This is a genomic window from Methylobacterium sp. P1-11, from assembly GCF_008329595.1.
Taxonomy (GTDB): domain Bacteria; phylum Pseudomonadota; class Alphaproteobacteria; order Rhizobiales; family Beijerinckiaceae; genus Methylobacterium.
The window spans coordinates 75,882-102,586 of record NZ_NPKS01000024.1 but is presented as its reverse complement, the minus strand read 5'-3'; the positions used below and the strand labels follow the sequence as shown (position 1 = coordinate 102,586).

The window sequence follows — 26,705 nt, the reverse complement described above, 5'->3', positions numbered from 1 at the left end:
TGTGCTGCACGCCCTCATCCTCCGTGACATGCGCACACGCTTTGGCGCCTCACTCTGGGGCTACGGTGTCGTCGTGCTTTGGCCCTGCGTGCATGTCTTTGCGCTGATCACAATCTACACCTTCCAGAAGATCGCCGCGCCGCTTGGCGGCGACAGGGCTCTGTTCTTCGCATCGGGCGCAGTTCCAGTTCTAGTCTTTCAATACGTATCCCGCGAGGTCATGAAGTCGGTCATCATGAACCGGCCGCTGACGTATTATCCGCAGGTCAAACTGTTCGATCTGATATTCTCTCGTGTACTGGTGGAGATCGTGACCGGCTTTCTGGCATTGATCGTGGTCATGTCCGCCTTGACCATCATCGGCGTCGACCCGGTTCCTGCAGACCCTATCACTGCAGTCTGCGGCTATGTTGCCGCCATCATGCTCGGCATCGGCGTTGGCACGATCAATGTCGCCATCATCGGGTTCTTCCCTGGCTGATTGATCGGCTATGCCCTGTTCAGCATCCTTCTCTACGTTTCCAGCGGCGTCATATTCCTGCCAAGCTTCCTGCCTGAACAGATCTATTACTGGCTGAAGTACAACCCCGCTTTGCAGGTGTCCGAGTGGGTACGGTCAGCTTACTACCCGGATGCTGGCTTGCAGGTCGATTATCTCTATGTTGTTGTGTTTGGCCTGACGTGCGTGAGTGTCGGCCTGTTGTTGGTCAAGCACGTCGTGTCGAAACTGCAAGGCTGAGCGCCGGCGGCCGAGGCGCTCGCGCACTGCCTCGTCGGTCATCTGATAACTGACCCCGGCAGCACATCATACGGTCGCGTTCACGAGATGGTCCGATACGGTCGAAATGAACGCACGAAGACGCCGAAGACGCCGCAAATCTCGGTGATATCCCATCCAGATATCTCGCGCTGGCGGTTGCGTCGGCATTTCCAGCCTGCGGATACCAGGGATCTGAGTGCCGACGACGCGCGGCAAGACCGCGATGCCAACGCCTTGCTTACACATGCGCCCTTGGACGTTGCGGTTGTTCGATCGCAGGACCGGTCTCGCGTTGGGAAAACTCTCGATGAGCCACGCGATGTCCGGGAAGTGACCCGTCGATGTCTCATGGGTGATCAACCGGAAACCCGTCCCATCGCCGTATCCCGGGTCTGGCGCCTCCTCGGCGATGTAGACGCCGTATTCGAGCCTGAAGAGCCGACGCTGTACGACATCGGCAGTGTTGAACGGCACGATACGAAAAGCGACGTCGGCCTCTCGCTGTGCGAGGTTGAACAGGCGCGTGCCAGTCAGGATTTCGACGTCGACACTGGGGTAGGCCTTCGAGAAATCCGCCAAGATGGGAGGCAAGACATAGGCCCCGAACCAGTCCGCCGATGAGATGCGCAGACTGCCCTTGAGGTTCTGCTCCTGCCCCGCGAGCCGGCGCTCCATGGCCAGCGCGCCTTCTTCCATCTGCTCCGCCAGCGCGATGATCCCGTGGCCCTCCTCGGTCAGGACAAGACCGTCCGCAGTCCGCTGAAAGAGCGTGTGACCGATCGCCTGCTCAAGCGCGCGCAGACGCCTGCCGACAGTCGGATGGCTTGTCTGAAGGGAACGCGCGGCGCCGCCGAGCGTGCCCGATCGCGCGACAGCGAGAAAGACCCTGACGTCACTCCATTCCATCGCGGCACCCGAACAAAACTGAATGCTAGGAATACAGCTTCGTCACTTCAAGAACAAATCTGACCGTGTAGGTTTCTGCCGAGATTTGAAGGCGCAGGTCTCAGCCCGATGCTCGCTCAACGGCCTGCGTCCGATCCCGCGCACAGCTCTCATCCGAACGGCAGGAGATGGATCATGCAGATCGGATTCATCGGTCTCGGCAGTATGGGTTCAGCCATGGCCCTGAACCTGGTGAAGGCAGGCCATGAGGTGCGGGCCTGGAACCGTAGCAGGATCGTCCAGGATCGCGTTCACGGGATAACGCTGGTCCCGCTCGCGGCGGATGCATTCCAGGCCGACGCAGTCTTCACGATGCTGTCCGACGATCCTGCCATTCGGGAGGTCATCCTCGATGCCGGCCTGCTCGCACGGGCGCGACCGGGGCTGACCCATGTCATCACATCGACGATTTCAGTCGCTTTCGCGCGAGAACTGGCGTTGCTGCACGCAAAGGCGGCCCTCGGCTATGTGTCCGCGCCGGTGCTCGGGCGACCGAACGTAGCGGCGCGCGGCCAGCTCAACATCCTGGCAGCTGGGACGGCCGATGCGATTGCCGCGGTCGAGCCGTTGCTCGCTTCGATCAGCAAGAAGGTCTGGAAGTTGGGGGAGGATCCCGCGCGTGCGAACGCCGCTAAGATCGCCTGCAACGCGATGATTGCCATGGCTATCGAGGCGATGGCTGAGGGTGTCGTGCTGACCGAGAGCGTCGGCTTGGATCGCGCGGTCTTCTTTGAACTCATCCTGGGCACCCTTTTCTCGGGCCGCGCCTATGAGAGCTACAGCGCGCAGATCACGAACCGATCATTCGAGCCCGGTTTCAAAGCCAAGCTCGCGCTGAAGGACATGCGCCTGGCGATCGAGGCCGGCAGCCAGATCGGGCGCACGCTCCCGATGCTTGAAGCTGTCCGCGAGGGACTTACCAGAGCTGTCTTGGCGGGCCTCGGAGAGAAGGACTGGTCGATCATGGCCGATATGACGGTTCGTAACATCGCGATCGCCGCCGCTTCTGGCGAGCGCTGAGCGCTGAAGGCGAGCTCTGCTGGACCGTCACCATTGATTGGAGATCGACTATGATCGCAGCTCTGAAGGGGTTTACCCAGCAGCTGGTGCCAGTGAATGGCATCAAGATCAACGCGGTCACGGGAGGCTTAGGCCCGCCGATCCTTCTGCTTCACGGCTGGCCAGAAACATGGTGGGAATGGCACCGTGTGATGCCGCTGCTGGCAGAACGGTTCAGCGTGGTAGCCATGGATCTACGCGGTGCAGGCTTTTCCGACTGCCCGCTGGACGGCTACGACAAAGCCACCATGGCGCGCGACGCGCACGAGGTCATGGTTGCCCTTGGGCATGACCGCTACGCGGTGTGCGGACACGACATCGGCGGCATGGTGGCCCTGTCGCAGGCAGCCCGTCATCGAAACGCTGTTACGCATCTCTCTGTCCTCGACGTTCCGCTTCCCGGCTGGACGGGGTGGGAGGCGACGATCGCAAGGCTCTGGCACTTCAGCTTTCATATGAACCGGGATCTGCCCGAGCGTCTGATCCATGGTCGCGAGTACGACTATGTTTCGACGTTCATGGCTGAGCGGTTCTACGATCACAGCACCTTCAATCCGGCGGACATCGAGATCTACGCGAAAGCGATGGCGCTTCCCGGCCGCACCCGCGGCGGCATGGAATGGTATCGCACCCTCGGCGCCGACCATGCGGCTGCGCTCGAGTACAAGAAGCAGCCGCTCGAAATGCCGGTTCTCGGCCTCGGCGGAGACCAGCGATTCGGTGCGCAGATGGTGCCGATGCTCAAGGAATTCGCGATCAACGTGACGGGCGGCTCGATTGCGCGGTGCAGCCACTATGTCGCGGATGAGCGGCCGGACGAAGTCGCGGCCGCCCTGATCAATTTCATCAAGACCAATCGAAACTCCACGCCCGTGCCGTCGTCGGCCGGGCGGATCGCGATCGATCACGAAAGGAAAGCCGACATGACCGCACCTGTCCCTCGCGGGGTTAATCATATCGGCATCACGGTGCCCGACATCGAAGCAGCAAAATCGTTCCTGGTGGAAGCTTTGGGCGGCCAAGTGCTCTATCAGTCCTTCGGACCGCAGGATTCGCCGCGGCAGGGGCCCGAATTCGAGCGGGCCGTCGGCGCATTCCCTGGAACGGTCGTACGTGGGCAGGCGATGGTCAGGATCGGAATCGGACCCGATATCGAGCTCTTCGAGATGCACGGCCCCGAACAGGCCCAGCCGGTCCGAGCGAGCGATTTCGGCATCACCCACTTCGGTCTCTACACCGACGACATCGACGCCTCGGTCGAGCGCTTCGAAAAGGCCGGCGGTACCCCCCTCACCGCGCCACGCGCCATTCCCTATGCAACCGAGAAAGGTCCGAGAAACAAGGTCTGCTACTGCCGTATGCCCTGGGGCACGACGGTGGAATTCATCACGGCGCCGGACCGCATGGCCTATCATGACCAAACTGATCTGCGCAGATGGCAGGACGAGGATTGAGTAGGAGGACGAGCGGTTTGCATCGGGAAGGCTTCCGCGATCCCGGAGTCGTTGAAGCGACGCGCGCATCGATCCTGGGGTTCGCCCAGGAAGGTCGCGGCGGCCCATGCCTCAAGAAACGGCCTGCGTGTCCGCGTTGGAAACGCCGGGGGCCCAGCCGGCGAGTTTGGCCCGCGGCAGCCCACTACCGGTAAAGCACCGTTACTTTGTGAGCCGGTGGGCGACTCGTTTGACGGTCACGGCAGACAACAGCGCAGCGCAAGGGCCGCCAGCCCGGCTCCGAGCTCGACGCCCCCGTCCTGCTCGCCCCCTCTCTGCCCTCTGTCGGGACGAAGGCTGAAGACTGCAGCGGGCCTCGATGTCGACCGTCGGGGCCACGATGACCCTCCCGTCGCTGAGCATGCTCGTCGCTTGCTCAAAGCGGCCGGTTCACGCGTAAGCGGCGCGGACGTCTTCAGAGATTAACGCGAGATCTCCGTCTCGTCTAAGCTGTCAGGATCGACGCACTGCCAATGCAGCCTTCATGCTGTATCAATGATCGAATCATGTAAAAAATTTACTATGAAAATTGTTTGCATATCTTTGCGCCCGACTTCGGCACAGCAGAGAAATGTGACGGCCGTTGAATAAGCGTGACGCTATGACTGGACATGAGCGCAGAGCCATGACGAAGAACCTGCCCGACGGCCTGCACCCGTCCCGTGACCGAGCGCTGCGCGGCGCTTCCGTGCTGTCGCTCACGCTGCTGGCGGCGGGTTGCATGGCGACCGATCGTGACGTTGGGGCAATCGCCAGCGTCGCGCCGATGCACCCGAGCTTTCTCGCCATGTACGGGGCGAACCCCACCGAGCGCTTCCCGCTGCCGGCGACCGACATCAGCAAGGTCAATCCGCGCTACTTCCGCCAGGAGGTCGCATACCCGCGCAGCGAGCCGCCGGGTACCGTGGTGGTCGATCCGGGCAACAAGTTTCTCTACCTCGTGCGCGAGAACGGCCGAGCCCTGCGTTACGGGGTAGGTGTCGGCAAGGCCGGTCTCGCCTGGAACGGGACCGCCGAGATCAGGCGCAAAGCGGAATGGCCGCGCTGGACGCCGACTGCCGACATGATCCGGCGCGAGCCCGAGCGCAACGGCCCTTGGCGCAACGGCATGGCGCCGGGCCTAACGAACCCGCTCGGCCCACGCGCGCTCTACCTGTTCGACGGCGACCGGGACACCCTCTACCGCATTCACGGCACGACCGAGCCGCATACCATCGGCACGAACGTCTCGTCCGGTTGCATCCGGATGTTCAACCAGGACGTCATCAACCTCTACGAGCGCGTGCCCGTGAACACCAAGGTCGTGGTGCTGCGGCCCGACGAGCACGTCGAGCCGCTAGAGGCCGTCGCGACAGCGCGCGAAGAAGAGGGACCCGACGCGGGCTGACCAGACGAGATCATGCTGAGCGGCCAGCGCTCGGCGAGCTCGACTCGGCCGACATCTCACGAAGCGCCGCTTCGTGGATGCGCCAACGTCAACCTTTGTGGCAGCCTTGGTGAGCAGAGGTTTGTCGGTCTTTGCAGCCGCCCTTCTCCGAAGCAGTCGTTCCGCTTTCGGCCAGACTACGCCACGTCAAATAGCGGATGAGCGCAAAACCGGTAGGTCGGCTTTTAGGCCTGAGCCGAAATTGCCGGAGAGTTGACGATTAGCTGCTTTCTGCATGCACCGACGGCTGTCCCCAAGCCCGACATTCGTCACATGCCAATAGGCTCGAACCTCGGTAACGAACTGCTAAGTCCCGGCGATGAGATCCTTGATCCGCGAGGCGAGTGTCTCCAGCACAAACGGTTTGGTCAGGACCTGCATACCTGGCCGAAGGTGTCCGTTCCCAAGGACCGCGTTCTCGGCGTAGCCGGTGATGAACAGCACCTTCAGGTCAGGGCGCCGCTCCCGGCCGGCATCCGCCATCTGACGCCCATTCATACCGCCGGGCAGCCCAACGTCGGTAACCAGCAGGTCAATGCGTACGTCTGAGTAAAGCACTTTCCACAGAATTTCGTGCCGACGAGATCGAAGGTGTGTTCGACGCGCTCCAAAACGCCGACTCGATCGAACTCGTTCATGTGCAGCAGAGCTGTGGGTGGCGTGGCGTCTTCATCGTTGGTCCGCAACAGCCTCATGGCTACCCCTGTCATCGCGGAACAACGTTTCAGCTCGGGTCTAACGAGGACTCACTATGGACGCAGGGAAACTTGCCTGCCGCAGCTGGCGGTAAGGACTACTACAAAGAAGGCAAAGGGATTCCCGAGCCGCTGCTTCTGGTCCGTCACGCCGGACTTGGGAGCATAGACGACCTCTGCCGCGAGACTCTCGCGCTCACCAAGATGGACTGGAACAACGATGGTCCATACGATCGACTTCCCGTGACGCTAAACTTCGCCGGTACGCTCGCGACGATTGTCAAACGGATGCAGAAGCTCCAGCCTCAATCCTATCCCGTGCGGCTTTTCATGTAGTCGCATCGATGAGCCGCCAACGCTCACTCCGTCTGCTGGCGCGCAGAAGGTAGACGCTGACCGCTACAGCAACGATGGCGAAATTTCCGGCGAGCGCAGTTGCTGATCAAGATAAGCTCGATACCTACGAGCAACGCAATTAAGGGAATTGTAAACGTGTTTATTGATCGGCTCCATCTAACAAATTTCCGCTGTTTCGGGCCTAACACGACAAGCGTCGACCTAAACGCCGGCTTCACCACTTTCATCGGCGTCAACGGTGCGGGCAAGACCGCCCTAATGCAGGCCCTGCAACGCCTATTCGGTGTGACCGGCGATCAGCGACGCCTACGGCGCCAGGATTTCCATGTCCCTTCTACCGAACTTGTCGCGCCGCTGCAGCGAAACTTCGTCCTAGAGGCAATTATCGCCTTTCCGGAACTGGACGCCGACAGCACCGGCGGCGTGGCGATTCCCGAATTCTTCCACCAGATGGCCGCCGACGAGGCGGGCAAGCTGAAATGCCGCCTGCGTCTCGAAGCGACCTGGACCGATGATGGTTCGCTCGACGGTGCGATTGAACAGAAATACTGGGCGGTCCGGACTTTCGGGGCGTTCACCGACGCTGATTGCACCGAGTTGAAAGCCGCCGACCGAGCGCGGATCCAAATGATCTACGTGCCGGCGACGCGGGACGGTGCCTCCCAGGTGACGGCCTTTCTGCGCGGCAGGCTGTGGCGTGCCATCAACTGGTCGCAGGGAGTCCGCGACACGTTCACAAACGTCGGCGCCGCCTTGAACGGCGCTTTCGCCGGGGAGCCGGCCGTCGATGTGTTTGCCGCAGCGGTGACGCGGCGGTGGCAGGAAGTTTACACAGCCGGGACCGACACGACGCCGGTCTTCCGCCCGCTCGATCTGCGTTTTGAGCATTTCATCCGGAAGGTAGAGGTAGTCTTCCGCCCCGACGAGGTAGGCCGGGAGCGAGCCCTCGATGACCTGAGCGACGGCCAGAGATCGCTCTTCCATTTGGCGATGACCGCGGCGACACTGGACGTTGAAGCCGGGATCGTCGCCGATCCTGCTGGGGCCGGTTTCCAGGCTGGCGGCGTACCGTTACCGGCGCTCACGCTCATCGCGATCGAAGAGCCCGAGAACAATCTCGCTCCCTTCTATCTCTCCCGCATCGTCCGGCAGATACAGGACCTGACGAAGTCGCCGCAGGCGCAGGCCGTTGTCTCCAGCCATTCCCCAAGCATCCTCGCCCGGGTGGATCCGACGCAGGTCCGGCACTTCCGGCTCGATCCGCACGATCGAACGGCCCGCATCCGCCCGATCAACCTCCCCGTCGGCGAGGAAGAGGCATCGAAATTCATTCGCGAGGCCGTGCGGACCTATCCCGAACTCTATTTCGCGCGCTTCGTCGTGCTGGGAGAAGGTGCGTCCGAGGAGGTCGTTCTTCCCCGTCTCGCCGAGGCGATGGGGCTCGACATCGATCGATCATTTGTCGCGGTAGTTCCGCTGGGCGGTCGGCATGTGAACCACCTCTGGCGACTACTGACCGATCTCGACATCCCCTACGCTACCTTGCTGGATCTCGACTGGGGCCGTTCTGGGGGTGGGTGGGGACGTATCAAAACGGCCTGCACGCAACTGCTCGCAAACAACGTCACGCCACAGGCCATCTTCGGACAGCATCTTAACCCCCAAGGGCCAGCCGCCAATCTGGCGGCTTTCGATGCTCTGCCGATCGAGGACACTGCGAATATTACAAACTGGATGAATTGGCTGCGCCAGTTCAATGTCTTCTTCTGCACGCCCCTCGACCTCGACTACTCGATGCTGAAGGCTCTCCCGCTCGCCTATCAGGTCGTCGAACCCCGCCGCCAGGGGCCCTCGCCTGCAGGGGAGCCGCGCATGGCGGTTCTCGGCGACGACGGTCTGCCTCACCTGTACGCTGCCGACCAAGACGGTTTGATGCGCTGGTATCGGTATCTATTCCTGGGGCGCGGCAAGCCCAGCACCCACGTTCGGGTGTTGAGTGCACAAGACCCGGCTGCCCTCGCAGGCGCCGCTCCCGAAGAACTGCGCGCACTCCTGACCTCAATTGTCGCTCGTCTCACCCCGCCGCCTCCCGCGGGTGCCTGACCATGCGCCTTATTCGGCCAGAGGACTGGCGCCCGAGCGGCATTAACGATCTCGAAGTGGCGGCGTGGAATGCCCTGCGCCACGCCGGCTCGGCGTGTGTGGTCGCAGGCCCCGGCGCCGGCAAGACCGAGTTTCTGGCCCAACGCGCCGACTATTTGCTTGAGACGGGCCTCTGCCGAGCGCCGCACCGCGTGCTGGCGATTTCGTTCAAAACAGATGCAGCCAACAATCTCGCGTCGCGCGTCCGCCAGCGGTGCCCGCCAGAGTTCGCCAACCGGTTCGTGTCGGTCACCTTCGACGCCTTCACCAAGAGCCTGGTCGATCGCTTTCTCAACGCCATCCCCGCCGACTGGCGCCCGACCCGGCCCTACGAAATCTCCTTCCCAAAGCGCAAGGCGATAGAAGGCTTCCTCACGCTCGCCCGGCTCAGTGCGCCGCCGGAATGGCAGGCGGAAATCGCCGGCTACAGCGCGAGCGACTTTGAACCCAAGATCGGCGGCAGCTATCGCCTGCCCATGGGACCTATCGCGCCCCAGAACGCGGCCGAGTTCGCAATTGCCCGCTGGTGGGCAACGCAACTACGGCCAGGCCAGCCCTCTGCACTTACCTTCGTCGGCATCAACCGGCTCGCGGAGCTGCTGCTCCGGGCCAATCCCCACATTCGTCGGGCGCTTGTCGCCACCTATCCCTTCGTTTTCGTCGATGAATTCCAGGACACAACCTACGCGCAATACGACTTCCTGCTGTCGGCCTTCTTTGGCGGACAGACCGTCATCACCGGCGTCGGTGACGACAAGCAGCGGATCATGGTTTTCGCTGGCGCGCGCCAGGACGCCTTTCAGCGGCTGCAGGCCGATTTCGGGGGAGCCCGCTTCCCCCTCCTCTTTAACTTCCGTTCCTCGCCCGACTTGGTCGCTATCCAGCACGTCGTCGCGCGCGCTCTGGATCCGAACACCGTCCCAACGGTCGCTCAGACAGCGCGCCAAGTCGATGGCGACGTAGCTCAGGTCTGGTCCAGCCAGACCAAGGCGGCGGAAGCCACCCACTTGGCGCAATGGATCGCCAACGACATGGCCACCCGCGCCCGAGCGCCGCGCGACTACGCGCTCCTCGTGAAACAGAAGTCCGACGATTATGAGCACGAACTCGCTGGAGCCTTCGCCGCTCACGGTCTGCGGATCCGTAACGAGAGCCATACCCTTGGCAAAACCTCGCTTCAGGATTTGCTTTCCGATGACTTAAGCCGGCTCGCGATCGCGATCTTCCGCCTGGGCGCGACACGCCGCGCGCCGGCCGCATGGCAGCTGGTCTCGTCTTCTGTCCTGGCGCTGCGCGCTACCGGGCAAGACGATGATGCGCGCGCGGCCAAGGTCGAGGCGGAACTCAGCGCATTTCTCACTGCCTTGCGCACCGACATGGAGGCCACTGCCCCGTCGCGGCAAAGCGCTGTCGATTTCGTCAGACGGGTTTTCGAATATCTGGATCTCGGGGCGATCGCCCGAACCTATGCCGAATATGGCGTTGGCGACCTGCTTCAGATTATCCTTGAAGCTTTTTGCATCCACTTCTTCGCTTCGGTCGATGGCGCCCCCAACTGGACGGCCTGCCTAGATGCGTTCGAGGGGGTCAATCAGATTCCGATGATGACCGTCCATAAGAGCAAAGGGCTCGAATACGACACCATCATCTTCGTCGGCCTCGACGACCGGGCTTGGTGGGCCCACACCTCCGGCGACCCCGAAGGCGTCGCCGCATTTTTCGTCGCCCTTTCGCGGGCGAAACAACGCGCCATCTTCGCCTTCTGCCAACAACGCGGAGAGCGAAACAATGTGGCTGAACTCTATCAGCTTCTGACTAATGCAGGCGTGCCGGAAATCGCAATATAAGTGGTTTGATTGCAGGTGTGCGAGGACCTGCGGGATGTACTGTTCGGGCACGGCATGCCGTGGGCGCGCCGGGCGCTGTTCGACCATCTCGTCCAGGAACGCGGCTTGACGCTGCCGGGTCAGGATCCGAGCGAGAATCTAAGGACCATCGTCGTGCATCCGAAGAGCACCGGCTTGAGCTTCTCACGCAGGTGCGGCTGCTGGGTCGACGATCGATCGATGCCGGGCGCGGATAAAGCACAAGGACAGCCAGTAGGAGCGCGGCACGGCGATCCGGCGTCTTCCGGATTGATCTCGGACAGGTAGCGCCGATCAGCGGAGAGCCACCACCGCACCACGAACCACCCGCCGATCAGACCTGGGTCGAAAAGGATCAAGGCAGGATCTCAACCCTGCCAACTATGGCCTTCGATTAAGCTTAATCAAGAAGCTGGAGGACGCCGTGCCGTCTTGGGCTTGCGCTGCTGCAGAAGCCCGCCACATGATGGCGCAGAGCAGGCGGTATGCTTGCTTGACGTAGGAGTGAGGTACGGTGTCCGCCTGACCAGAGGCGGCCGCCGGCGCAGGTACCAGCCGCGCCAGCGACCTGACCATCCGCGTCTCGCTGTGATAGGCAGGAGACACACATGGCTGAGGCCATCTACGGCGGACCCATGTCCGCGCGCAACACTGTCCGGGCCACGCTGGCCGGCCCCTCGCTTCCCCACCCCGACCTCGTCGTCCACCCGCTGATCACGCCCGACGTGCAGGTCGCCCTGCTCGCCGCCGTGGACGAGACCGGCGACGCCTGCCTCGGCGACCTCGCCGACGCCATCCCCGCGCACCCGCAGCCGATCTCCGCCGTCCTCGCCCTCGTCGATGCCGGCCTGCTCGCGATCGACGTCGTCTCGCCCTTCGACGCCTCCTGCCGCGTCTGGCGGATCGACCCCGCGCGCCACTGATCCCCACACCGACCGACGGTCCCTGACCGCCCCCATCGGCCGCGCCGGGTCTGCATCCGGCGTGCGCCCCCACGCGCCCGGCCCAGGCCGGACGGCGCGCGGCGCCTGAGGCCGCGCGTCCCGCTCCCCCCTCCCGTCCCCACCATCGCACCGGCCGCGCATCCGCGGCGGTGCGGGAGATCCCGCATGCCCGTCCTCGCCCGGCTCCTCCATTACTTCCGCCTCGCCATCGCCATCGGCTTCCCCGTCCCCGGAACCAGCCTCAGGGTCGCGAGCGACAGCCTCACCGATCTGAAAGTGATCGCCGGCGACTGGGCCGATCTGCCCCGCCTCCAGGCCTGGATCGCCGAGCGCCGCTACGGCGGCGTCTACCTCCTCGTCGGCCGTCGCAATGGGCGCGTCCGCGTCAGGATCGGCGAGGGCGTCAAGCTCTGGACGCGGTTGGGCGACCACAAGGCCGACCCGCAGCTCGACTTCGTCGAGGAGGTCTACGTCCTCGTCTCGCCGTCCTTCCACAAGGGCGCGACCGTCTACCTTCAGGAGCAGCTCTCCGAGATCGTGCAGGCCGAGCCGGCGCTCGATTCCCACAAGGGATGCGGCCCGTTGACCGGCTTCCCGCTCGGCGACGCGGACCGCAAGTCCCTCGACCTCGCCGTGCTGCTCGGGCTGAACCTCTTCCACGCCGCCGGCCTGCGCATCCTGCAGCCGAGCCAGAGCCGGCTCGCCCGGCAGGTCGCCGCCCTCCTGGCGGAGGCGGCGTGATGGCCGGCCCCGCGAACACCGCGGCGGGGACGATCCCCGCCGACCCGAACCTGCCCGTGGCCGGACGGAGCTTGCGCGTCCAGGTGGTGAGCGACCTGCACGTCGACGTCGCCGACACGCGGCGGCTGCGGCTTGCCCCCGGTGCCGACGTCGTCATCGTCGCCGGCGACGTCTGCGCGGACGCCGTCGTTGCCTTGGCCTACCTGCGCCGGCACATCCCGGAGCCGATGCCGATCGTCGCGGTGCTCGGCAACCATGAGTATTACCGCGGTTCGGTGGAGGTCGAGCGTGATCGCGCCGGGGAGGCTGGCGCCCGCTATGGCATCACACTGCTGGAGGATGCGGTGGCCGTCATCGGCGGCGTGCGCTTCCGCGGCGCCACGCTGTGGACCGATTACGCCCTGTTCGGTCCCGAGCACCGCGCGGTGGCGATGGCGGCAGCCCGACGCGGGATGAACGACCACCGCACGATCTCGGTCGGGCGTGGGGTCGAGCGGCGCCCGTTCCTGCCCGCGGACGCCGCCGCCCTGCACGCGGCCTCGGTCCGGTTCCTCGACGCCGCGTTGGCAGTCCCGTTCGGCGGCCCGAGCGTCGTGATCACCCACCACGCGCCCCACCCGGTCTGCATCGCGCCCCACTTCGGCCGCGATCCGCTCAGCGCGGCCTTCGCCAGCGACCTGTCCGCGCTGATCGACGCGCGGCGTCCGGATGCCTGGATCAGCGGTCATACTCACCACGCGGTCGATACGTGGCTCGGGCCGACCCGCCTCGTCTCGAATCCGCACGGCTACCGCGACGAGGGCCGCGGCAGCTTCGACCCCGCCTTCGTCGTCGAGATCCCCTCGATCCGGCGCGCCTGAGGCGCGGCGCCCGGCGGCCGGCGCGCGACCTGCGCTCCGGCCGCCTTCACCCATCCCATCCCTGTCGCGACGCAGCCCCCGAGCGCTGCTCGCCGGAGTCCGTACATGCCGTCGTCCTCGCCCCTCTCGCCGATGCCGGCGGTCGCCTTCGACCGTCCCATGATGCTTCCTCTCTTCGCGCCGCTCGCCGCCCGCCTGGACGCGGCCCTGATCGTGACCCCGGTCGTGACCGCGATCACGCTCGATCCCGTCGTCGAGGCGCTGGAGCCGTGCCTCGGGCTCGGCTCGGCCGGCCTCGTCAGCCGCAGGGTGCGCGTCGCCGACGGCCGCCGTCTCACCGTCGTGGGCGTGCCGGGCGTCGTCTGGAGCGATACCGCGAAGACCGCGCTGCTGACCCTCAAGGCCGCCGCCGCCCGGGTCGGGCGGCGGGTTCTCCTGGTGCCCGAGGGTGCGCTCGACCGCGAGCCGCGGATGAGCGATGCGCTCCTCGTGGCCGGCTGCGCCGGTCTCGCGGTCGCGCCCGCCGACCGCCTCTCCCTCGGCGCCGCCCTGATCGAGGCCGGTGGAGACCTTCCGCTCGCCGACGCGGCCGAATGCATGACGCGCGCCGACGATCCCGTCGCGGCCGTCCTCGCGCTCGTCGCGGGCCGCGTCGTCGGCCTCGACCTGGGCCAGCCGCTCGGGCCAGAGAGCCGCGTGCTCGCCCTGGAAGGCCGGACCTTCTTCCTTCGTGGAGGCCGCTGATGCCCGCCTGCTCGCGTATTCCCTTCGTTGCCGGTCCGTTCGAGGCGGAGATCTTCGATCGTCTGTGTGGGCGCGCCGGCCCGGGCGTGTCGACCTCCGCTGGTGACACCCTGGCAGCGCCGGTCGATCCGGACCTGCCTGATCCCGACCTGCCCGATCTCGACTTGGCCGCCCTGGACGTGCCGGACTTCGGCCGGCCCGACGCGCCGTCGATGCCGCGCGGGCGGGTCGTGGGGCGTCGACGTGTCCCGGATGCCGCCGGCGGCGACGTCGCTACCTGGCGCCGGGCACCGCTTCAGGTCGCCGCCGCGCTGCTGTTCGCCCGCGCCCTCGACACCGTGCCCGGCCTCGCCGCGGCCCTACGCACGGGTACCCCGCGAGTGATAGTCGAGGTCACCGACCCGCTCCTGCTCGGCGTGCTGCGCGGGATCTGGCCGGTGCTGCTCTTCGGGGAGCACGGGATCAGCGAGTCAATCGACCGCGCGCTCACCCCGCGTGAGGCCGAGCGCGCCGACATCCTCAGCCTCGTCGCCACCGAGTTGCCGAAGCCGCGCGAGCGCGACGAGGTCGAGCGCACCTTCCTGCAGGTGCTGCAGGTGCCCCGTCCAGTGCTCTGCCTGACCGTCGATGCCGAGCGGGCGCTGCTGCCCTTCGTGCGCCAAGTGGCCGATCACAGCCTCGTGCTGCCCGGGCTCGATCCGACGCTCGTCGCGGCGACCATCCGCGTCGTGACCGGCCGCTGGGGTAAGCGTGCCGACCGCGCGGCCCTCGCCACGCTCGATCTGATGCCGGCCGACCTCGCCATCGCGATCCGCGCAGATCGCACGCCGGCCGCGTGCCTATGCGACCTGCGCCGGCTCGCAGCCGGCCGCGCGGACCGGAGCGGCTCCGGGCGGGACCTGCGCCTCGCCGACCTGCACGGAATGCGTTCGGCCGTGGCCTGGGCACGCGCGACCCTGGATGACCTGCGCGCCTGGCGTGCCGGTGGACCCTGGAGCGAGGTGTCCTCCGGAGCGCTCATCGTTGGTCCGCCCGGCTGCGGGAAGACGCTGCTCGCAGCCGTCATGGCTGCGGAAGAGGGGCTGCCCTTCGTCACCGGCTCGCTCGCCCGTTGGCAGGCCGAGGACCAAGCCCATCTCGGGACGACTCTGCGGGCGATGCGGCGCTGCTTCGACGAGGCGATCACCCTCGCACGCTCCGGTCCGGGGGGCCGCCGCGGCGTGATCCTCCTCATCGACGAGGCCGATTCATTCCCGGACCGTGCCCGCGTCACCCACGCGCACCGCGATTACGTCGTGGAAGTCGTCAATTCGATTCTCGAACTCCTCTCGGGGGCGGCCTCGCGCGAGGGTGTGGTGGTTATCGGTACGACGAACGACGCGAGCCGCTGCGACCCCGCCATGCTGCGGCCGGGAAGGCTCAGCCGGCTGATCGAGGTCGGCTACCCCGACCTGGACGAACGCGTCGCCATGCTGCGGGTGCGACTACAGGGCGACCTGCCTGAGGCCGATCTCACTCCTGTGGCCCGCTTGACCGAGCGAGCGACGGGCGCGGTGATCGAGGAGGTCGTCGCCGATGCACGGCGCCTGGCGCGCGAGGCCGGACGTCCCCTGGCGCTCGCCGACCTTCTGAGCGTCGTCGGTCGAGCGGGGGCCGGGCGTCCGCCCGCGCTCCTGCGCCGGGCGGCGATTCACGAGGCGGGGCACGCGCTCGTCGCCGCGCTGGAGCGCGGGACGGAGCACCTCGTGGTCGCGCTGCAGGACCGAGACGGGGCCGCAGGCTGGGTGGATTACGCCGGCGAGCCAAGCCAGGCCGGGACACGATCCGAGATCGAGGGCATGCTGCGCATCCTGCTAGCGGGCCGCGCCGCCGAGATCGAGATGCTGGGCGAGCCGAGCGCGGGCGCGCGCGGCGACCTCACGGCTGCGACGAACCTCGCCGTGGCCGCACTCGGCTGCTGGGGACTCGGCTCGTCCACCCTGGTCGCGCTGGAGCAGGATCCGGCACAGCGCCTTCTGCTCGATGCCCGTCTTCACGGCGAGGTCGCGGTGCTGCTCGGCGCGATCGCGGAGGAAGCCGCCGACCTCGTGTACCGGAACGGCTCGGCGGTGATGCGGATCGCCGAGGCGCTGCTCACCGAGCGGCGCCTGGATGGGGCGCGCGTCGCCGAGCTCCTGCACGAGACGGAAGGGGTCGCGACGGGTGAGAGGATCGCGGCGCGAGGTGCGGCGTGACCACACGGTATCCCGGGCTGGTGCTCGCCGACTGGCGCACGCGGCTCCTCCACGATCACCCTGCGCTGTTCCCCGACCTGCGCGTGGTCGCGACCGGGCTGGGGCCGACGCTCGTCTCGGTCGGCTGGCCGAGCGTCGGGGAAGGCTGGCGTGCGCTGGTGGAACGCGCCTGCGCGCGGATCGCGGACGCGTGCGCAGGCGTGCCTGCAGCCGAGGTCGCGATCCTCGGGATCGAGGAGAAGTGGGGCACGTTGCGCCTCACCGTGTCCACCCTCGATCTGTGCGAGACGGCGAGCGCGGCGGTCGACCTCGCCGTCGATCTGGCCGAGGCCCGCTCCCTCCACGTCTGCGAAACGTGCGGCGCACCCGGCCGCTTCTCGGTGAAGCACGGCTGGTACGCGACCGTGTGCGCGGCGCACGCCGACGGGTACCTGCCGGTGCGCAGCCGCGATCTCGACCTTCAGGTCACGACGATGATCGTCGGTGACCGGACGGTGCGCATGGCACGGCGCTACGAGGTCCGGAGCGATCGCTTCATCGCGCTCGAACCGCCCATCGATGAGGATTCCTGAATCCGCGTCGGCGGACCCAAGGCCCGGCGCGATGCGCAAAACGCGCAGAACGTGCGGAACGCCGAGGAAGGGGTGCGTCCTCGGCGCTCCTGATAGGCTGAGACCGCCTCATCGAGCCGTGCGCGCGGCGGCGACGAAGGCGGGGTGGACGCGGTAGTCCGCCCGGGTCCGGCCGGTAGCGTTACGCCGCGGTGCCTCGGCGATACAGCCGAGCTGCGCCAGGCGTTCCAAGGTCTCGGTCCAGGCCCGGTGATCGCGCGGGCACGGCGCCCGCCGCGCCTCGCGCAGGGTCCGCGCGTTGAAGCTGAACGCGTCCCGCTTCTCTTCGTCGACGTTGCGGGCGATGAACCCGGCGATGGCGCGCAGGTCCCTGTCCGGGTCCGGCCGCGCCTGCGCATGATCGAGCGCCCGCTCCGCGCTCGGCAGGTAGTGCGCGTCCATGACGGTCACGGCGGCGCGGGCGCAGTCTTCGTTGAGATGCTGCGGCAGGCCTGCCTTGCCGGCCAGCGCATGTTCGAGGATCGCGAGCACGAGCCCGAGCCGCAGCACCTGGGTGGTGGCCCGGTTGTAGGTCGAGGCGAGCATGCCCTCGGTCTCCCCGGCGGTCCGGACCCAGCGCCGCGAGGCCGGCTCGACCGCGCGGCGGGCGTGCTCGCCGAGAAGCACCGCGTGGCCGCCGAACCGCTCGCGCGCGGCCGGCAGCGCGAGGACATGGCGCAGCACCGGCTCGATCGCGGGCGTCGTCGCGGTGCCGCGCGGCGCGAGTTCGGGATCGCGCTCGACCTGCGGGTAGCTGACGAGGCAGCGCGCGAGCAGACCGTCATCCTCCGCGCCGATCACCTGCCGGAGCTTGTCCGGGGTCACGCCGCCGCACAGGCTGAGCTGGAGGGCCGGGATCACCTGCGCGCCGGTGGCGCGGTCCCGGACATAGGGGTCGCCATCGTAGGCCTGCAGCAGGGCGGCGCGGCCCTCGTCCGAGCGCAGCGTGGGGCCGCGGATCAGGCCGATCACGTCCGGCTGCGCCAGGAGCAGTCCGCGCGGCTGGGCCGCGATCCGCTCCAGGATGCCGGGCAGCGTCGTGCTGGTGCAGGTGTTCAGGGCCGCCGGGGCCGGTGCGGCGTCCTCAGGCACGACATAGCCGGAGAAGTCGGTCTCGGCGCGGTCGAGACCGGCACGGATCGCCCGCTGCAACCGCCGGGCCTTCTCGGCCCGGACCACCTGCGCCAGCGCTGCCTCGCCGGGGGCGGCGGCGGCGCGCTCCAGCGCGGCGATCCCGAGGGCGGTCAGGACGTGGACGGTCTTGCCCATCGCCACGGACTTGCCGCTACCGGCCGATCCGGCGAGCAGCGTCCAGATCACGCAGGGCTCGCGCCAGTCCTCGCTCACCCAGAGGTGGGCACCGGTGCCGACCGCCCCGGCGAGGGTGGCGAGCGCACTGGTGAACAGGAAGGCCGGATGGGTCTTCTGGCCCCTGGCCGCCTCGGCGATGAACCGGCGCACCCCCTCGGGGAGCGCCTCGACCGGGAAGTCCGGCGCCGGCAGGATCGCGGATCCGAGGAAGTGCAGGTCCGGCTCACGCAGGAACGCGGCCTCCGGCGCATCCGCGCTCGGCAGGCGCGGGGCGGGGCGCGCCGGCGTGGCATCGTGTGCGGCGGTCGAGCCCGTCGGCCGGGTCTCGGGCTGGACGGCAGCGTGGACGGCGGGCGGAGTCGTGGCGGTGTTCGCGGTCGTGTCCGGCCGCTGGGCCGGGTCGTGCGGGACGGCGTGATCGAGGGTCATCGGGGCACCTGAGCGGAAGTCGGTGCGGATCGCGTCGTCACGCGACCCGCGGGGAATTCGGCCGATGCGAGATGGTCGGGTGCGATGGGCCCGACGCGAAAGCGATACAATGTAGGATATTAGGCCTGGGGCACCCGATTGCTGTCGTTCACGCTGGTCTGTGGCTTTTGAACCACAGACCGATAGGGTGCGGCGAGGGTGAGAGCCGGCCGATATGCCGGTATCGTCTCAGCGCCCGTAACCGGAGCCGGAATCCGCATCGCGGGACGCCAGTTCCGCACGCAGGCGTGCGCACTCGGCGTTCAACGCATCGATGCGGTGCCGATCGCTGTCGCGGGCCTCGACGAGCGCCGCGGAGCGCCGCCGGGACTCGGTCAGCGCCGCCCCGAACCGCCGCAGCACCTCGGCCTCGATCTCGGACCGCACCTGCACCGTCTCCTCCGCATAGGCCCGTTCCAGTTCGACCTCGCGCCTCCGGGCCTCGCGGCGCAGGAGATGCTCGGTCCGGTCCAACCTGCGCCGCCGCGGTCCGAGGCGGGCGTGGCCGTAACGGACGCTCACGCTGGCATGGAATTCGTCCTGAAGCCGCTTCATCGCACCGAGGTAGGCGGCCTGCTGTCCCTTCTTGTCCTCGCCCCCCGCTTGCGCGCGCTTCACCGCGGCGCGCCCGGGATGGATCGCCTCCAGCACCAGGCGCCGGCCCGGGCCGAGGATCGGCACGGCGTAGGCATGCAGATGGAGGTACTCCTCGTCGTGATGCTCGACGATCGAGAGGAGCGTGTCACCGAACTGGCCATGGCACCACGCCACGGCCTCGGCGCGCCAGGCGGTGTAGAGGTCGCGGGCGTCGGGGGCGTCGCGGTCCTCGACGAGGTCGCGCTTGACCGGATAGGACAACACCCCTGCGACGAGCACGGCACCGTCCCGCCGCAGGCGCCGACCGATGGCGTCGCGCGCCTGCTCGGCCCGCTCCAGGGCGATGCGGCCGACCTCGATCGGCGAGAGGCCGTAGAGGAGGGTCGGGACGGTGGGATAGGCCACGTGGCGGGCGGCACCGGGGGCACGGGCCCCCTCTTGCACGATGCCCGCGATCGTGGACCAGGGGGGCTGCCCCTTGCGGGCCTCAGGGCCGTACAGGCCGATGTGGAGAAACTGGTTCGACATGGGATACCTCCACACCCCAGTATCGTCATAGCCAAGCAAGGAACCACACGCCAACGACGGATCGCGAGGTCGGCTCTGGGGCAGCGACGCGGGCGCAATGCTCCGCGAGCGCGGCCCCTTATCCGGTCGCTGGCTCCTTTGCCCTCCGTCGACCCGCCATATCGTCGCCATCGTCCTCGACGGCCACGCGCGAACCACCTCGCCGCGACCCGGATGCCCGACCTGTTGCGGCGGCTGATCTCGGCGCGGACAGGCCATCTCATGCGCGTGCCCGTCGCGCTGGCCTCGTCCGAGCTCGACCTGAAGACGTTGGTCGCTCGGGTCGATTGGCATTCGACCGGCTGACGCGTCGCCCCGGTGTCTACCGCATCGTACCCAGTGCCGTGGTCCGGGCTTCGTCACGGATCCGCCTCGCCATCATATCCGAACCCTCGTCATGCGACCGAAGGGCCGGGCTCGGCGACGGCTGTGTCGGGTCCTGGATCGGGTTCACCTCATCGAGGGGAGCGGGATCGCGCACGGCCTGGTCCCCCGACGCCAGGGATACGGCGGGCGGCTTCTTCATGCGCCCACCGCATCCTCTCCGCGATCGCGAGAGCGGATCTTGGAGCGTTCGGGCCACATCCTAGTGACCGACTAGGATAGAGTCGGAGGGGCGACGGGGCACTGAGCGTGCCGAACGGCGCGAACGCTCCGGATGCCGGGCGCCGGGAACGATAGGCCGGTCGAGTTCTCGCCCGCCCGTCAGGGTGAGACCTCCCCGGACCGGTCCCAGCCGCAGCTGCGGCTTGCAACGGTCCCGCATCGGAGCGATGCTTGAGATGCACATCGGTTCGACGGATCGCCAACGCGATTCGGTCAGGCCGACGTGCCGCGCCGGGGAAGGCGAGGAAAACCTTCCCGCGCTGGCCGGCGGCCAGCCCCGGATGCGTAGGCCGCCGGCCGGTGCGGGACCTCACGGCATGCGTGGCGGACGAGACCTCAGCTCCGCCGGCGGCTCGCGCATCGCGCGCATCACAGCCGGCAGGACGATCGGGCGCGGTAGCCGGCGCCAGGCAGACCAAGCGGTCCCGATCCGTCGCCAAGCTGGCGCTGGGGTCGGAGACGCGTGTCCGAAGCTTGCCCGGACCGGCGACGCCGCTGGTCGCGCGAAAACGTGGGCCGGCTTGCCTGCCGTCTGACATCCGCGTGGTCGATGACCTGCCCCGACCCATGCCGGTAAACCGCGCCGAGCTCGATGTGTTGGAGATGTATCTCGGCCCCGCCCTCGACGTGCTCCTGCGCGCGATGACGCCATGACCCCCGTCCTCGCTCCGGCGAACGCCGTGACCGATACGGGCGAGACCGCCTGTGGAGGATGCGCGATCCGTACTTGTCGCAGGATGGCGGGCTCCGCAGCGTCCCCGAATATGATGCTGTCCGCCGTCCCGACGCCGAGGTGCGCCCGATGACCCAACACATCCGCAAGGCGCGCTTCGCGCCCGCCATGGACGGGCCGCAGCGGGTCGGATGCTACCTGCGCGTCTCGACCGGGCGGCAGGCGGAATCGGATCTCTCGATCCCCGATCAGCGCAAGCAGGTCCACGCCTTCTGCGCGAACAAGGGTTGGCAGGTGGTCGCTGAATACGTCGAGCCGGGCGCCTCCGCCACGGACGACAACCGCCCCGCGTTCCAGAAGATGATCGAGCGGGCCGGCGACGACGATCACCCCTTCGACATCATCGTCGTGCACTCCTACTCGCGCTTCTTCCGGGACAGCTTCGGGCTGGAGATGTACGTGCGCCGCCTCGCCAAGGCCGGCGTGCGGCTGATCTCGATCACCCAGGAACTGGGCGACGATCCCGCTCAGGTGATGATGCGGCAGGTGATCGCGTTGTTCGACGAGTACCAGTCGAAGGAGAATGCCAAGCACGTCCTGCGGGCGATGAAGGAGAATGCGCGGCAGGGTTTTTACAACGGCGCTCCGGTCCCGCTCGGCTATACCGTCGTCGAGGTCGAGAAGCGCGGCGCGAGGATCAAGAAGCGTCTGGCCGTCGATTCGGTCGAAGCGGAGACGGTGGAACTGATCTTTCGCCTGTACCGGCATGGCGACGGCACGTCCGGCCCGCTCGGGGTCAAGGCGCTCACCTGCTGGCTGAACGAGCGCGGCCACCGCACCCGTGCCGGCGCCCGCTTCGGGGTCGCGACGATCCACGGCATCCTGACGAACCGGGTCTACGTCGGCGAATGGGTCTTCAACCGGCGCTGCTCGAAGACGCTGGCCGAGAAGCCGAAGGCGGAGCAGATCCCGATCAGCGTGCCGGGGATCATCGATCCGGCCGAGTTCGAGGCGGTTCAGGCGACCCTGAAGGCGCACAACCCGCGCGCTACGCCGGCCCGGGTGGTGACCGGCCCGATCCTGCTGACGGGTCTCGCCACCTGCACGACCTGCGAGGGGCCGATGACGCTGCGCACCGGCACCTCGAAGTCCGGCAAGGTGCATAAGTACTACAGCTGCTCGACCCATGGCCGGATGGGCAGGACCGGCTGCACCGGCCGCTCCATCCGGATGGACACGCTCGATACGCTGGTGACCGACCATCTCGTGGCAGAGCTGCTGCAGCCCGACCGTCTGCGGGCGACGCTGGCCTCGCTGTGGTCGTTGCGAGCCGAGAAGGCGGCGCAGGTGGGCGGACGGGTCGCGGCGCTGCGCGGCGAGGTCGCCGGTGCGGAGGAGAAGCTGAAGCGGCTGTACCGCATGGTCGAGGAGGGGGTGACTGACCTCGACGAGATCCTAAAGGACCGGCTCGCGACGCTGAAGCAGGAGCGGGACCGGGCGAAGGCGGCGCTCGACCGGATCCAGGTCGCCGAGCGTGCGCCGGCCGAGATCGCGCCGGAGCTGATCGAGCGGTTCGGCCGGCTGATGCGGGAGAACGTGACGACGGGCGAGATCCCGTTCCGGAAGGCGTGGCTCCAGGCGATCGTCGACCGGGTCGAGGTGAGCGCGAATGTGATCCGCATCGTCGGCGACAAGGCCAGCGTGGAGGCCGCCATCACGGGCGGGGCCACATCACCCGTGGCAGGTGTTCGCAGTTCTGTACGTAAGTGGCGCTCCCAAGGGGAATCGAACCCCTGTTTTCGCCGTGAGAGGGCGACGTCCTAGACCGCTAGACGATGGGAGCTTTCCGGCGGCGCGGGGGTGCTATAGCCACCACCCGGCGGCGGAGCAAGAGCCTTCGTCAGGAAATCCGCCTCGGCGGGTCAGATCGGGTGCGGATAGGGATCGTGGTGGACAACGGAGACGACGAGCGGACCGGAATCGTGGCCGAGGGCGGCATGCGGCTCGATCGTGCGCTGGTCGCGCTGTTTCCGGATCTCTCCCGAGCCCGGTTGCAGGACCTGATCCGCGCCGGCCAGGTGCAGCGGGACGGCGTCCCGGCGCGCGATCCGGCCGCCAAGGTCGCCGCCGGCACACAGATCGTCCTCATCGTGCCGCCCCCCGCACCGGCCGAGCCGGTGGCCGAGGCCGCCGACCTGCCGATCGTGTACGAGGACGACGACCTGATCGTCATCGACAAGCCGGCCGGCCTGGTGGTCCATCCCGCGCCGGGGCACGAGAGAGGGACACTGGTCAACGCCCTGATCGCCCATTGCGGCGCCAGCCTGTCGGGGATCGGCGGCGTGCGCCGCCCCGGGATCGTCCACCGCCTCGACAAGGATACGAGCGGCCTGATCGTCGTCGCCAAGAACGACGCGGCGCATCAGGGCCTCACCGCCCAATTCGCCGATCACGGCCGGACCGGCCCGCTGGAACGGGCCTACGCCGCCGTGGCCTGGGGCCTGCCCCAGCCGCGGGCCGGGACGATCCAGGCCAGCCTCGCCCGGTCCCGGTTCCATCGGGAGAAGATCGCCGTCGTGTCCGACGACAGCGGCCGCCACGCCGTGACGCACTACGCCGTCGCGGAGGCCTATCGCGAGGCCGCCCTCGTGCGCTGCCGGTTGGAGACGGGACGCACGCACCAAATCCGCGTGCATCTCGCCCATCGCGGACATCCCCTCCTCGGGGACACGGTCTATGGCGGCGCCTTCCGGACCAAGGCCGCCCGCCTGAGCCCGGAGGCGCGTGACGCTCTCACGGCCCTGGGGCGGCAGGCGCTCCACGCGGAGCTGCTCGGCTTCAGCCATCCGCGCACCGGCGCGACGCTCCGCTTCGAGAGCCCGCTGCCGCCCGACATTAGCGCGCTCATCCTGGCCCTCCGGACGGAGGCGGACGGCGCACCGCGGACGTAACCGCCTCGCTGCGGCGTGCGAAAGATCACCCCGTACCGCGTCACATCGTGACATGGTACGACCAAAAGCGCCGGTGGCGCGTTGTTGACGACATGGGTGTCATCGACCGCGACCGGCTCCCGGCGACTCATACGAGATGGGTGGCCGGCAGGGTCGGCTCAAGAGCGGCCCGAGTGGACGGCACTGTTGTCCGTCGCGTCCGCCCGACAGGGGGACATAGGTCCAGGAGAATGCCATGGCCGGTACGCTGCCCGTGCTCGCCAACGAAGGTGGCCTTTCGCGCTACCTCGACGAGATTCGCAAATTCCCGATGCTGGAGCCGTCGGAGGAGTTCACGCTGGCGAAGGCCTGGCGGGACGCCGGTGACCGCGAGGCCGCGCATCGGCTGGTGACATCGCACCTGCGCCTCGTCGCCAAGATCGCGATGGGCTATCGCGGCTACGGCCTGCCGATCGGCGAGGTCGTGTCGGAGGGCAATGTCGGCCTGATGCAGGCGGTCAAGCGCTTCGATCCCGACAAGGGCTTCCGGCTGGCCACCTACGCCATGTGGTGGATCAAGGCGGCGATCCAGGAATACATCCTGCGCTCGTGGTCGCTCGTGAAGATGGGCACGACCGCGAACCAGAAGAAGCTGTTCTTCAACCTGCGCAAGGCGAAGGGCAAGATCTCGGCCCTCGACGAGGGTGACCTCAAGCCCGATCAGGTGAAGCAGATCGCCACCCGCCTCGGCGTGCCCGAGCAGGACGTGATCGACATGAACCGGCGCCTGTCCGGCGACACGTCGCTCAACGCGCCCCTGCGCGAGGAGGGCGAGGGTGAGTGGCAGGATTGGCTCGTGGACAACAGCCCGAGCCAGGAGACCGTCCTGGCCCGTGAGCAGGAGGGGCAGAACCGCCTGTCCGCCCTGAAGGACGCGCTGGGCGTCCTGAACCCGCGCGAGCGCCGCATCTTCGAAGCCCGGCGGCTCGCCGAGGACCCGATCACGCTGGAGGATCTCTCGGGCGAGTTCGGCGTCTCCCGCGAGCGCGTGCGACAGATCGAGGTTCGCGCCTTCGAGAAGGTGCAGGAAGCGGTCAAGCGCAACATCGCCAGCCGCGAACTGCCCCGGACCGGCATCGAGGCCCACTGACCCGCCACCCCGGCGCACCGCGCCGGGGTGTCACCGCCAAGCGGTCGCGCTCAAGCGTTCACTGCCGGGCGATCACTGCCAAGCGTCGAAGGCGTTCTGCATGACCTGCGCGCCGACGGCGCCCTTCTCGAAGGTCAGCACGGCCCGACGGCCGGACGTGTAGCGGAGCGCGATATCAAACCAGTTTCGGTGCAGGAGCAGGTCGGTGTTGCGCTCGACGTCGTTCTGCAGCGACGACAATCCGATCAGGAACAGGTTGTCGCGAACGCGGACAGGCAGGCCCGAGACCGGCGAGCCGCGAGCGCCCTGCTCGTCCTTGGCCTGGAGCAGCCCGACATCCTGAACCGTGCGGGCGGTGCCGTTGGTGCCGCTCTGGCTGAAGACCAGACTCACCGTGTGGGACGCCGGCAGGGTCGTGTCGAGGTTGCGCTGGATGGTCATCACCAGCGTCAGACCCGCATCGGGAATGGCCACGGTGGCGACGATCGCGTTCTGGACGGGCTGCCCCTGATCCCCGTTCACCGTCTCCAGTCGCCACGTCACCCGGCCCGGTGTCACGGTCGGCTGGCCGCCCTGGGCGCCCGACGATTCCTCGACGAGTTCGGCCCTCTGAGCGACCGCGACGCCCGTATCGGCGGGCGCCGCCGTATTCCGCGGCGGCGCGCCGGTCTCTGCCCGAGCGGTCGCCTTCGGCGTCGGCGCAGCATCGCCACCGACCCGGTCGCCGAATTTGGTCTCGCCCTCGGGCTGCTGCGTATCCACCGTCTCGGTGCCGCTCGACGGCAGGTTCTGTGGCCGGTCGCGCAGCAGGAAGGCTGCGACGGCGATCAGGCCGATCACCACCGCCAGGACGCCGCCCACGAAGACGTTGCGTAGCACCCGCGATCGACCGGTCCGCGGCGGCACCACCTCGATCCGGGGACGCTGACGGCCGCCGCCCTCCGCGGCGGTGTCGGCGGCGTCCGGATCCTCGGCGGGCGGGGTCTCCGAAGCCGGCGCCTCGGTCACCGGCTCGGTCTCTTCCGAGGCCGCCGGCGCCGGCACGCCCGGGCGCCGCGACGTGATCGGGATCGGCGCCTCGCGCGGTCCGGCCACGGAATCCGGATCGGTATCACCGGCCGTCACCGCGAAGGGCGGCTTCGCGGGCGGGAGGACCGGAACGGGTGCGGTCCCCGGCTCGGGTGGAGACGGTTCCGGGAGGTCCGCCTCCGCCGCCGGCGGAACGATCGGCTCGGGTGCCGCAGGTTCCGGAATGACGGGAGCGGGTGCGGGGCGCTGGGGCGCCTGCGCGGCATCGTTGGCCGGCGCCGGAAGGCCGCCGTGATCCACCTCCAGCCGCTCGATCGCGGCGTCGAGGGCCCGGCGCTCGAGGTCGATATCGGCCTCGGACAGCGGCGGATCGAGGGAGCGCAGCTGGCTGATCAGCGCATTGCGCGCGCGGTCGTAGACCGCCTTGCGCAGGGCGGGCGTTCGGTCGGGCAGCGCATCGAGCGCGCGCGCCAGAAGCGGATAGTAATCGGCCATGAT

21 protein-coding genes, 1 tRNA gene and 4 pseudogenes are annotated in these 26,705 nt (G+C 67.7%); 18 read left to right on the top strand and 8 right to left on the bottom strand.

Going from position 1 to position 26,705, the window contains the following annotated elements:
* The first annotated feature begins 1 nt into the window (after window position 1).
* Window positions 2-739 (top strand): annotated as a pseudogene (locus CIW48_RS22490) (ABC transporter).
* A 66-nt stretch (window positions 740-805) separates the two neighbouring features.
* On the opposite strand, the gene CIW48_RS22485 reads toward CIW48_RS22490, so the two are convergent.
* The gene (locus CIW48_RS22485; RefSeq protein WP_149312730.1) at window positions 806-1,666 is read right to left on the bottom strand and encodes a LysR family transcriptional regulator; all 861 of its coding nucleotides are present in this window, start codon (window positions 1,664-1,666) and stop codon (window positions 806-808) included.
* Between the two features lie 174 nt (window positions 1,667-1,840).
* On the opposite strand from CIW48_RS22485, the gene CIW48_RS22480 reads away from it, so the two are divergent.
* From CIW48_RS22480 to CIW48_RS22465, 4 genes and pseudogenes are all read left to right on the top strand, one after another.
* Complete coding sequence (locus tag CIW48_RS22480) at window positions 1,841-2,725, top strand: NAD(P)-dependent oxidoreductase (protein ID WP_149312729.1); 885 nt, start codon at window positions 1,841-1,843, stop codon at window positions 2,723-2,725.
* A gap of 50 nt (window positions 2,726-2,775) precedes the next feature.
* Window positions 2,776-3,621, top strand: a pseudogene (locus tag CIW48_RS22475) (alpha/beta hydrolase); the annotation flags it as partial.
* Between the two features lie 66 nt (window positions 3,622-3,687).
* Window positions 3,688-4,218, top strand: a complete 531-nt coding sequence (locus tag CIW48_RS22470) for a VOC family protein (protein WP_149312741.1) — start codon at window positions 3,688-3,690, stop codon at window positions 4,216-4,218.
* A 664-nt stretch (window positions 4,219-4,882) separates the two neighbouring features.
* On the top strand, window positions 4,883-5,644 hold the full coding sequence (locus CIW48_RS22465) for a L,D-transpeptidase (protein WP_149312728.1): 762 nt from the start codon (window positions 4,883-4,885) through the stop codon (window positions 5,642-5,644).
* A gap of 345 nt (window positions 5,645-5,989) precedes the next feature.
* On the opposite strand, the pseudogene CIW48_RS22460 reads toward CIW48_RS22465, so the two are convergent.
* Window positions 5,990-6,244: pseudogene (locus CIW48_RS22460) on the bottom strand (response regulator); the annotation flags it as partial.
* A 32-nt stretch (window positions 6,245-6,276) separates the two neighbouring features.
* Between CIW48_RS22460 and CIW48_RS22455 the strand changes: the two are divergent.
* From CIW48_RS22455 to CIW48_RS22445, 3 genes are all read left to right on the top strand, one after another.
* Window positions 6,277-6,714 (top strand): hypothetical protein, encoded by a 438-nt coding sequence (locus CIW48_RS22455; RefSeq protein WP_197739368.1) that lies wholly within the window; start codon window positions 6,277-6,279, stop codon window positions 6,712-6,714.
* Between the two features lie 99 nt (window positions 6,715-6,813).
* Window positions 6,814-8,838 carry an AAA family ATPase gene (locus tag CIW48_RS22450; protein ID WP_246695372.1) on the top strand — a complete coding sequence of 675 codons (2,025 nt, stop codon included), beginning with the start codon at window positions 6,814-6,816 and terminating at the stop codon, window positions 8,836-8,838.
* 2 nt (window positions 8,839-8,840) lie between these two features.
* Window positions 8,841-10,724 (top strand): ATP-dependent helicase, encoded by a 1,884-nt coding sequence (locus CIW48_RS22445; protein WP_149312727.1) that lies wholly within the window; start codon window positions 8,841-8,843, stop codon window positions 10,722-10,724.
* A gap of 119 nt (window positions 10,725-10,843) precedes the next feature.
* Here the strand turns inward: CIW48_RS22445 and CIW48_RS22440 are convergent, their stop codons facing one another.
* Window positions 10,844-11,101 carry a hypothetical protein gene (locus CIW48_RS22440; RefSeq protein WP_149312726.1) on the bottom strand — a complete coding sequence of 86 codons (258 nt, stop codon included), beginning with the start codon at window positions 11,099-11,101 and terminating at the stop codon, window positions 10,844-10,846.
* Between the two features lie 249 nt (window positions 11,102-11,350).
* Here CIW48_RS22440 and CIW48_RS22435 point away from each other — a divergent pair, with 249 nt between their 5' ends.
* The 6 genes from CIW48_RS22435 to CIW48_RS22410 all read left to right on the top strand — a co-directional run bounded on the left by CIW48_RS22435 (window position 11,351) and on the right by CIW48_RS22410 (window position 16,837).
* The gene (locus tag CIW48_RS22435; RefSeq protein WP_149312725.1) at window positions 11,351-11,665 is read left to right on the top strand and encodes a hypothetical protein; all 315 of its coding nucleotides are present in this window, start codon (window positions 11,351-11,353) and stop codon (window positions 11,663-11,665) included.
* A gap of 186 nt (window positions 11,666-11,851) precedes the next feature.
* Window positions 11,852-12,427: a hypothetical protein gene (locus CIW48_RS22430; protein ID WP_149312724.1), complete on the top strand. Its 576-nt coding sequence runs from the start codon at window positions 11,852-11,854 to the stop codon at window positions 12,425-12,427.
* Window positions 12,427-13,287, top strand: a complete 861-nt coding sequence (locus CIW48_RS22425) for a metallophosphoesterase (RefSeq protein ID WP_246695371.1) — start codon at window positions 12,427-12,429, stop codon at window positions 13,285-13,287. The genes CIW48_RS22430 and CIW48_RS22425 overlap by 1 nt, the downstream gene beginning before the upstream one ends.
* Window positions 13,288-13,392: 105 nt before the next feature.
* On the top strand, window positions 13,393-14,031 hold the full coding sequence (locus CIW48_RS22420) for a hypothetical protein (protein WP_149312723.1): 639 nt from the start codon (window positions 13,393-13,395) through the stop codon (window positions 14,029-14,031).
* Window positions 14,031-16,265, top strand: coding sequence for an AAA family ATPase (locus CIW48_RS22415; protein ID WP_149312722.1), 2,235 nt, complete (start codon window positions 14,031-14,033; stop codon window positions 16,263-16,265). The genes CIW48_RS22420 and CIW48_RS22415 overlap by 1 nt, the downstream gene beginning before the upstream one ends.
* Before the next feature lie 20 nt (window positions 16,266-16,285).
* Complete coding sequence (locus CIW48_RS22410; protein ID WP_149312721.1) at window positions 16,286-16,837, top strand: hypothetical protein; 552 nt, start codon at window positions 16,286-16,288, stop codon at window positions 16,835-16,837.
* Between the two features lie 108 nt (window positions 16,838-16,945).
* Here the strand turns inward: CIW48_RS22410 and CIW48_RS22405 are convergent, their stop codons facing one another.
* On the bottom strand, window positions 16,946-18,616 hold the full coding sequence (locus CIW48_RS22405; protein WP_149312720.1) for a DUF3987 domain-containing protein: 1,671 nt from the start codon (window positions 18,614-18,616) through the stop codon (window positions 16,946-16,948).
* 228 nt (window positions 18,617-18,844) lie between these two features.
* Window positions 18,845-19,780 (bottom strand): hypothetical protein, encoded by a 936-nt coding sequence (locus CIW48_RS22400; protein ID WP_149312719.1) that lies wholly within the window; start codon window positions 19,778-19,780, stop codon window positions 18,845-18,847.
* A 213-nt stretch (window positions 19,781-19,993) separates the two neighbouring features.
* On the opposite strand from CIW48_RS22400, the gene CIW48_RS34600 reads away from it, so the two are divergent.
* Window positions 19,994-20,125, top strand: coding sequence for a hypothetical protein (locus CIW48_RS34600; protein ID WP_281407376.1), 132 nt, complete (start codon window positions 19,994-19,996; stop codon window positions 20,123-20,125).
* Window positions 20,126-21,137: 1,012 nt separating this feature from the next.
* Window positions 21,138-22,304: pseudogene (locus CIW48_RS34750) on the top strand (recombinase family protein); the annotation flags it as partial.
* Here CIW48_RS34750 and CIW48_RS34745 read toward each other — a convergent pair.
* Both CIW48_RS34745 and CIW48_RS22390 read right to left on the bottom strand, forming a co-directional pair.
* On the bottom strand, window positions 22,268-22,813 hold the full coding sequence (locus CIW48_RS34745; protein ID WP_348645139.1) for a hypothetical protein: 546 nt from the start codon (window positions 22,811-22,813) through the stop codon (window positions 22,268-22,270). The pseudogene CIW48_RS34750 and the gene CIW48_RS34745 sit on opposite strands and share 37 nt — an antisense overlap.
* Before the next feature lie 52 nt (window positions 22,814-22,865).
* Window positions 22,866-22,941 (bottom strand) — tRNA-Glu (locus CIW48_RS22390).
* A 154-nt stretch (window positions 22,942-23,095) separates the two neighbouring features.
* On the opposite strand from CIW48_RS22390, the gene CIW48_RS22385 reads away from it, so the two are divergent.
* Both CIW48_RS22385 and rpoH read left to right on the top strand, forming a co-directional pair.
* Window positions 23,096-24,049, top strand: coding sequence for an RluA family pseudouridine synthase (locus tag CIW48_RS22385; RefSeq protein WP_149312738.1), 954 nt, complete (start codon window positions 23,096-23,098; stop codon window positions 24,047-24,049).
* Window positions 24,050-24,284: 235 nt separating this feature from the next.
* The gene (rpoH, locus tag CIW48_RS22380; RefSeq protein ID WP_091786583.1) at window positions 24,285-25,178 is read left to right on the top strand and encodes an RNA polymerase sigma factor RpoH; all 894 of its coding nucleotides are present in this window, start codon (window positions 24,285-24,287) and stop codon (window positions 25,176-25,178) included.
* A 72-nt stretch (window positions 25,179-25,250) separates the two neighbouring features.
* Here the strand turns inward: rpoH and CIW48_RS22375 are convergent, their stop codons facing one another.
* The gene (locus tag CIW48_RS22375; RefSeq protein ID WP_149312718.1) at window positions 25,251-26,702 is read right to left on the bottom strand and encodes a histidine kinase; all 1,452 of its coding nucleotides are present in this window, start codon (window positions 26,700-26,702) and stop codon (window positions 25,251-25,253) included.
* Between the last annotated feature and the right edge of the window lie 3 nt (window positions 26,703-26,705).

Bases quoted from the DNA above. Each gene is read 5' to 3' on its own strand.
- CIW48_RS22485 (WP_149312730.1), bottom strand. From the start codon at position 1,666: ATGGAATGGAGTGACGTCAGGGTCTTTCTCGCTGTCGCGCGATCGGGC.
- CIW48_RS22480 (WP_149312729.1), top strand. From the start codon at position 1,841: ATGCAGATCGGATTCATCGGTCTCGGCAGTATGGGTTCAGCCATGGCC.
- CIW48_RS22470 (WP_149312741.1), top strand. From the start codon at position 3,688: ATGACCGCACCTGTCCCTCGCGGGGTTAATCATATCGGCATCACGGTG.
- CIW48_RS22465 (WP_149312728.1), top strand. From the start codon at position 4,883: ATGACGAAGAACCTGCCCGACGGCCTGCACCCGTCCCGTGACCGAGCG.
- CIW48_RS22445 (WP_149312727.1), top strand. From the start codon at position 8,841: ATGCGCCTTATTCGGCCAGAGGACTGGCGCCCGAGCGGCATTAACGAT.
- CIW48_RS22435 (WP_149312725.1), top strand. From the start codon at position 11,351: ATGGCTGAGGCCATCTACGGCGGACCCATGTCCGCGCGCAACACTGTC.
- CIW48_RS22430 (WP_149312724.1), top strand. From the start codon at position 11,852: ATGCCCGTCCTCGCCCGGCTCCTCCATTACTTCCGCCTCGCCATCGCC.
- CIW48_RS22425 (WP_246695371.1), top strand. From the start codon at position 12,427: ATGGCCGGCCCCGCGAACACCGCGGCGGGGACGATCCCCGCCGACCCG.
- CIW48_RS22420 (WP_149312723.1), top strand. From the start codon at position 13,393: ATGCCGTCGTCCTCGCCCCTCTCGCCGATGCCGGCGGTCGCCTTCGAC.
- CIW48_RS22415 (WP_149312722.1), top strand. From the start codon at position 14,031: ATGCCCGCCTGCTCGCGTATTCCCTTCGTTGCCGGTCCGTTCGAGGCG.
- CIW48_RS22405 (WP_149312720.1), bottom strand. From the start codon at position 18,616: ATGACCCTCGATCACGCCGTCCCGCACGACCCGGCCCAGCGGCCGGAC.
- CIW48_RS22400 (WP_149312719.1), bottom strand. From the start codon at position 19,780: ATGTCGAACCAGTTTCTCCACATCGGCCTGTACGGCCCTGAGGCCCGC.
- CIW48_RS34600 (WP_281407376.1), top strand. From the start codon at position 19,994: ATGCCCGACCTGTTGCGGCGGCTGATCTCGGCGCGGACAGGCCATCTC.
- CIW48_RS34745 (WP_348645139.1), bottom strand. From the start codon at position 22,813: ATGGCGGCCTCCACGCTGGCCTTGTCGCCGACGATGCGGATCACATTC.
- CIW48_RS22385 (WP_149312738.1), top strand. From the start codon at position 23,096: ATGCGGCTCGATCGTGCGCTGGTCGCGCTGTTTCCGGATCTCTCCCGA.
- rpoH (WP_091786583.1), top strand. From the start codon at position 24,285: ATGGCCGGTACGCTGCCCGTGCTCGCCAACGAAGGTGGCCTTTCGCGC.
- CIW48_RS22375 (WP_149312718.1), bottom strand. From the start codon at position 26,702: ATGGCCGATTACTATCCGCTTCTGGCGCGCGCGCTCGATGCGCTGCCC.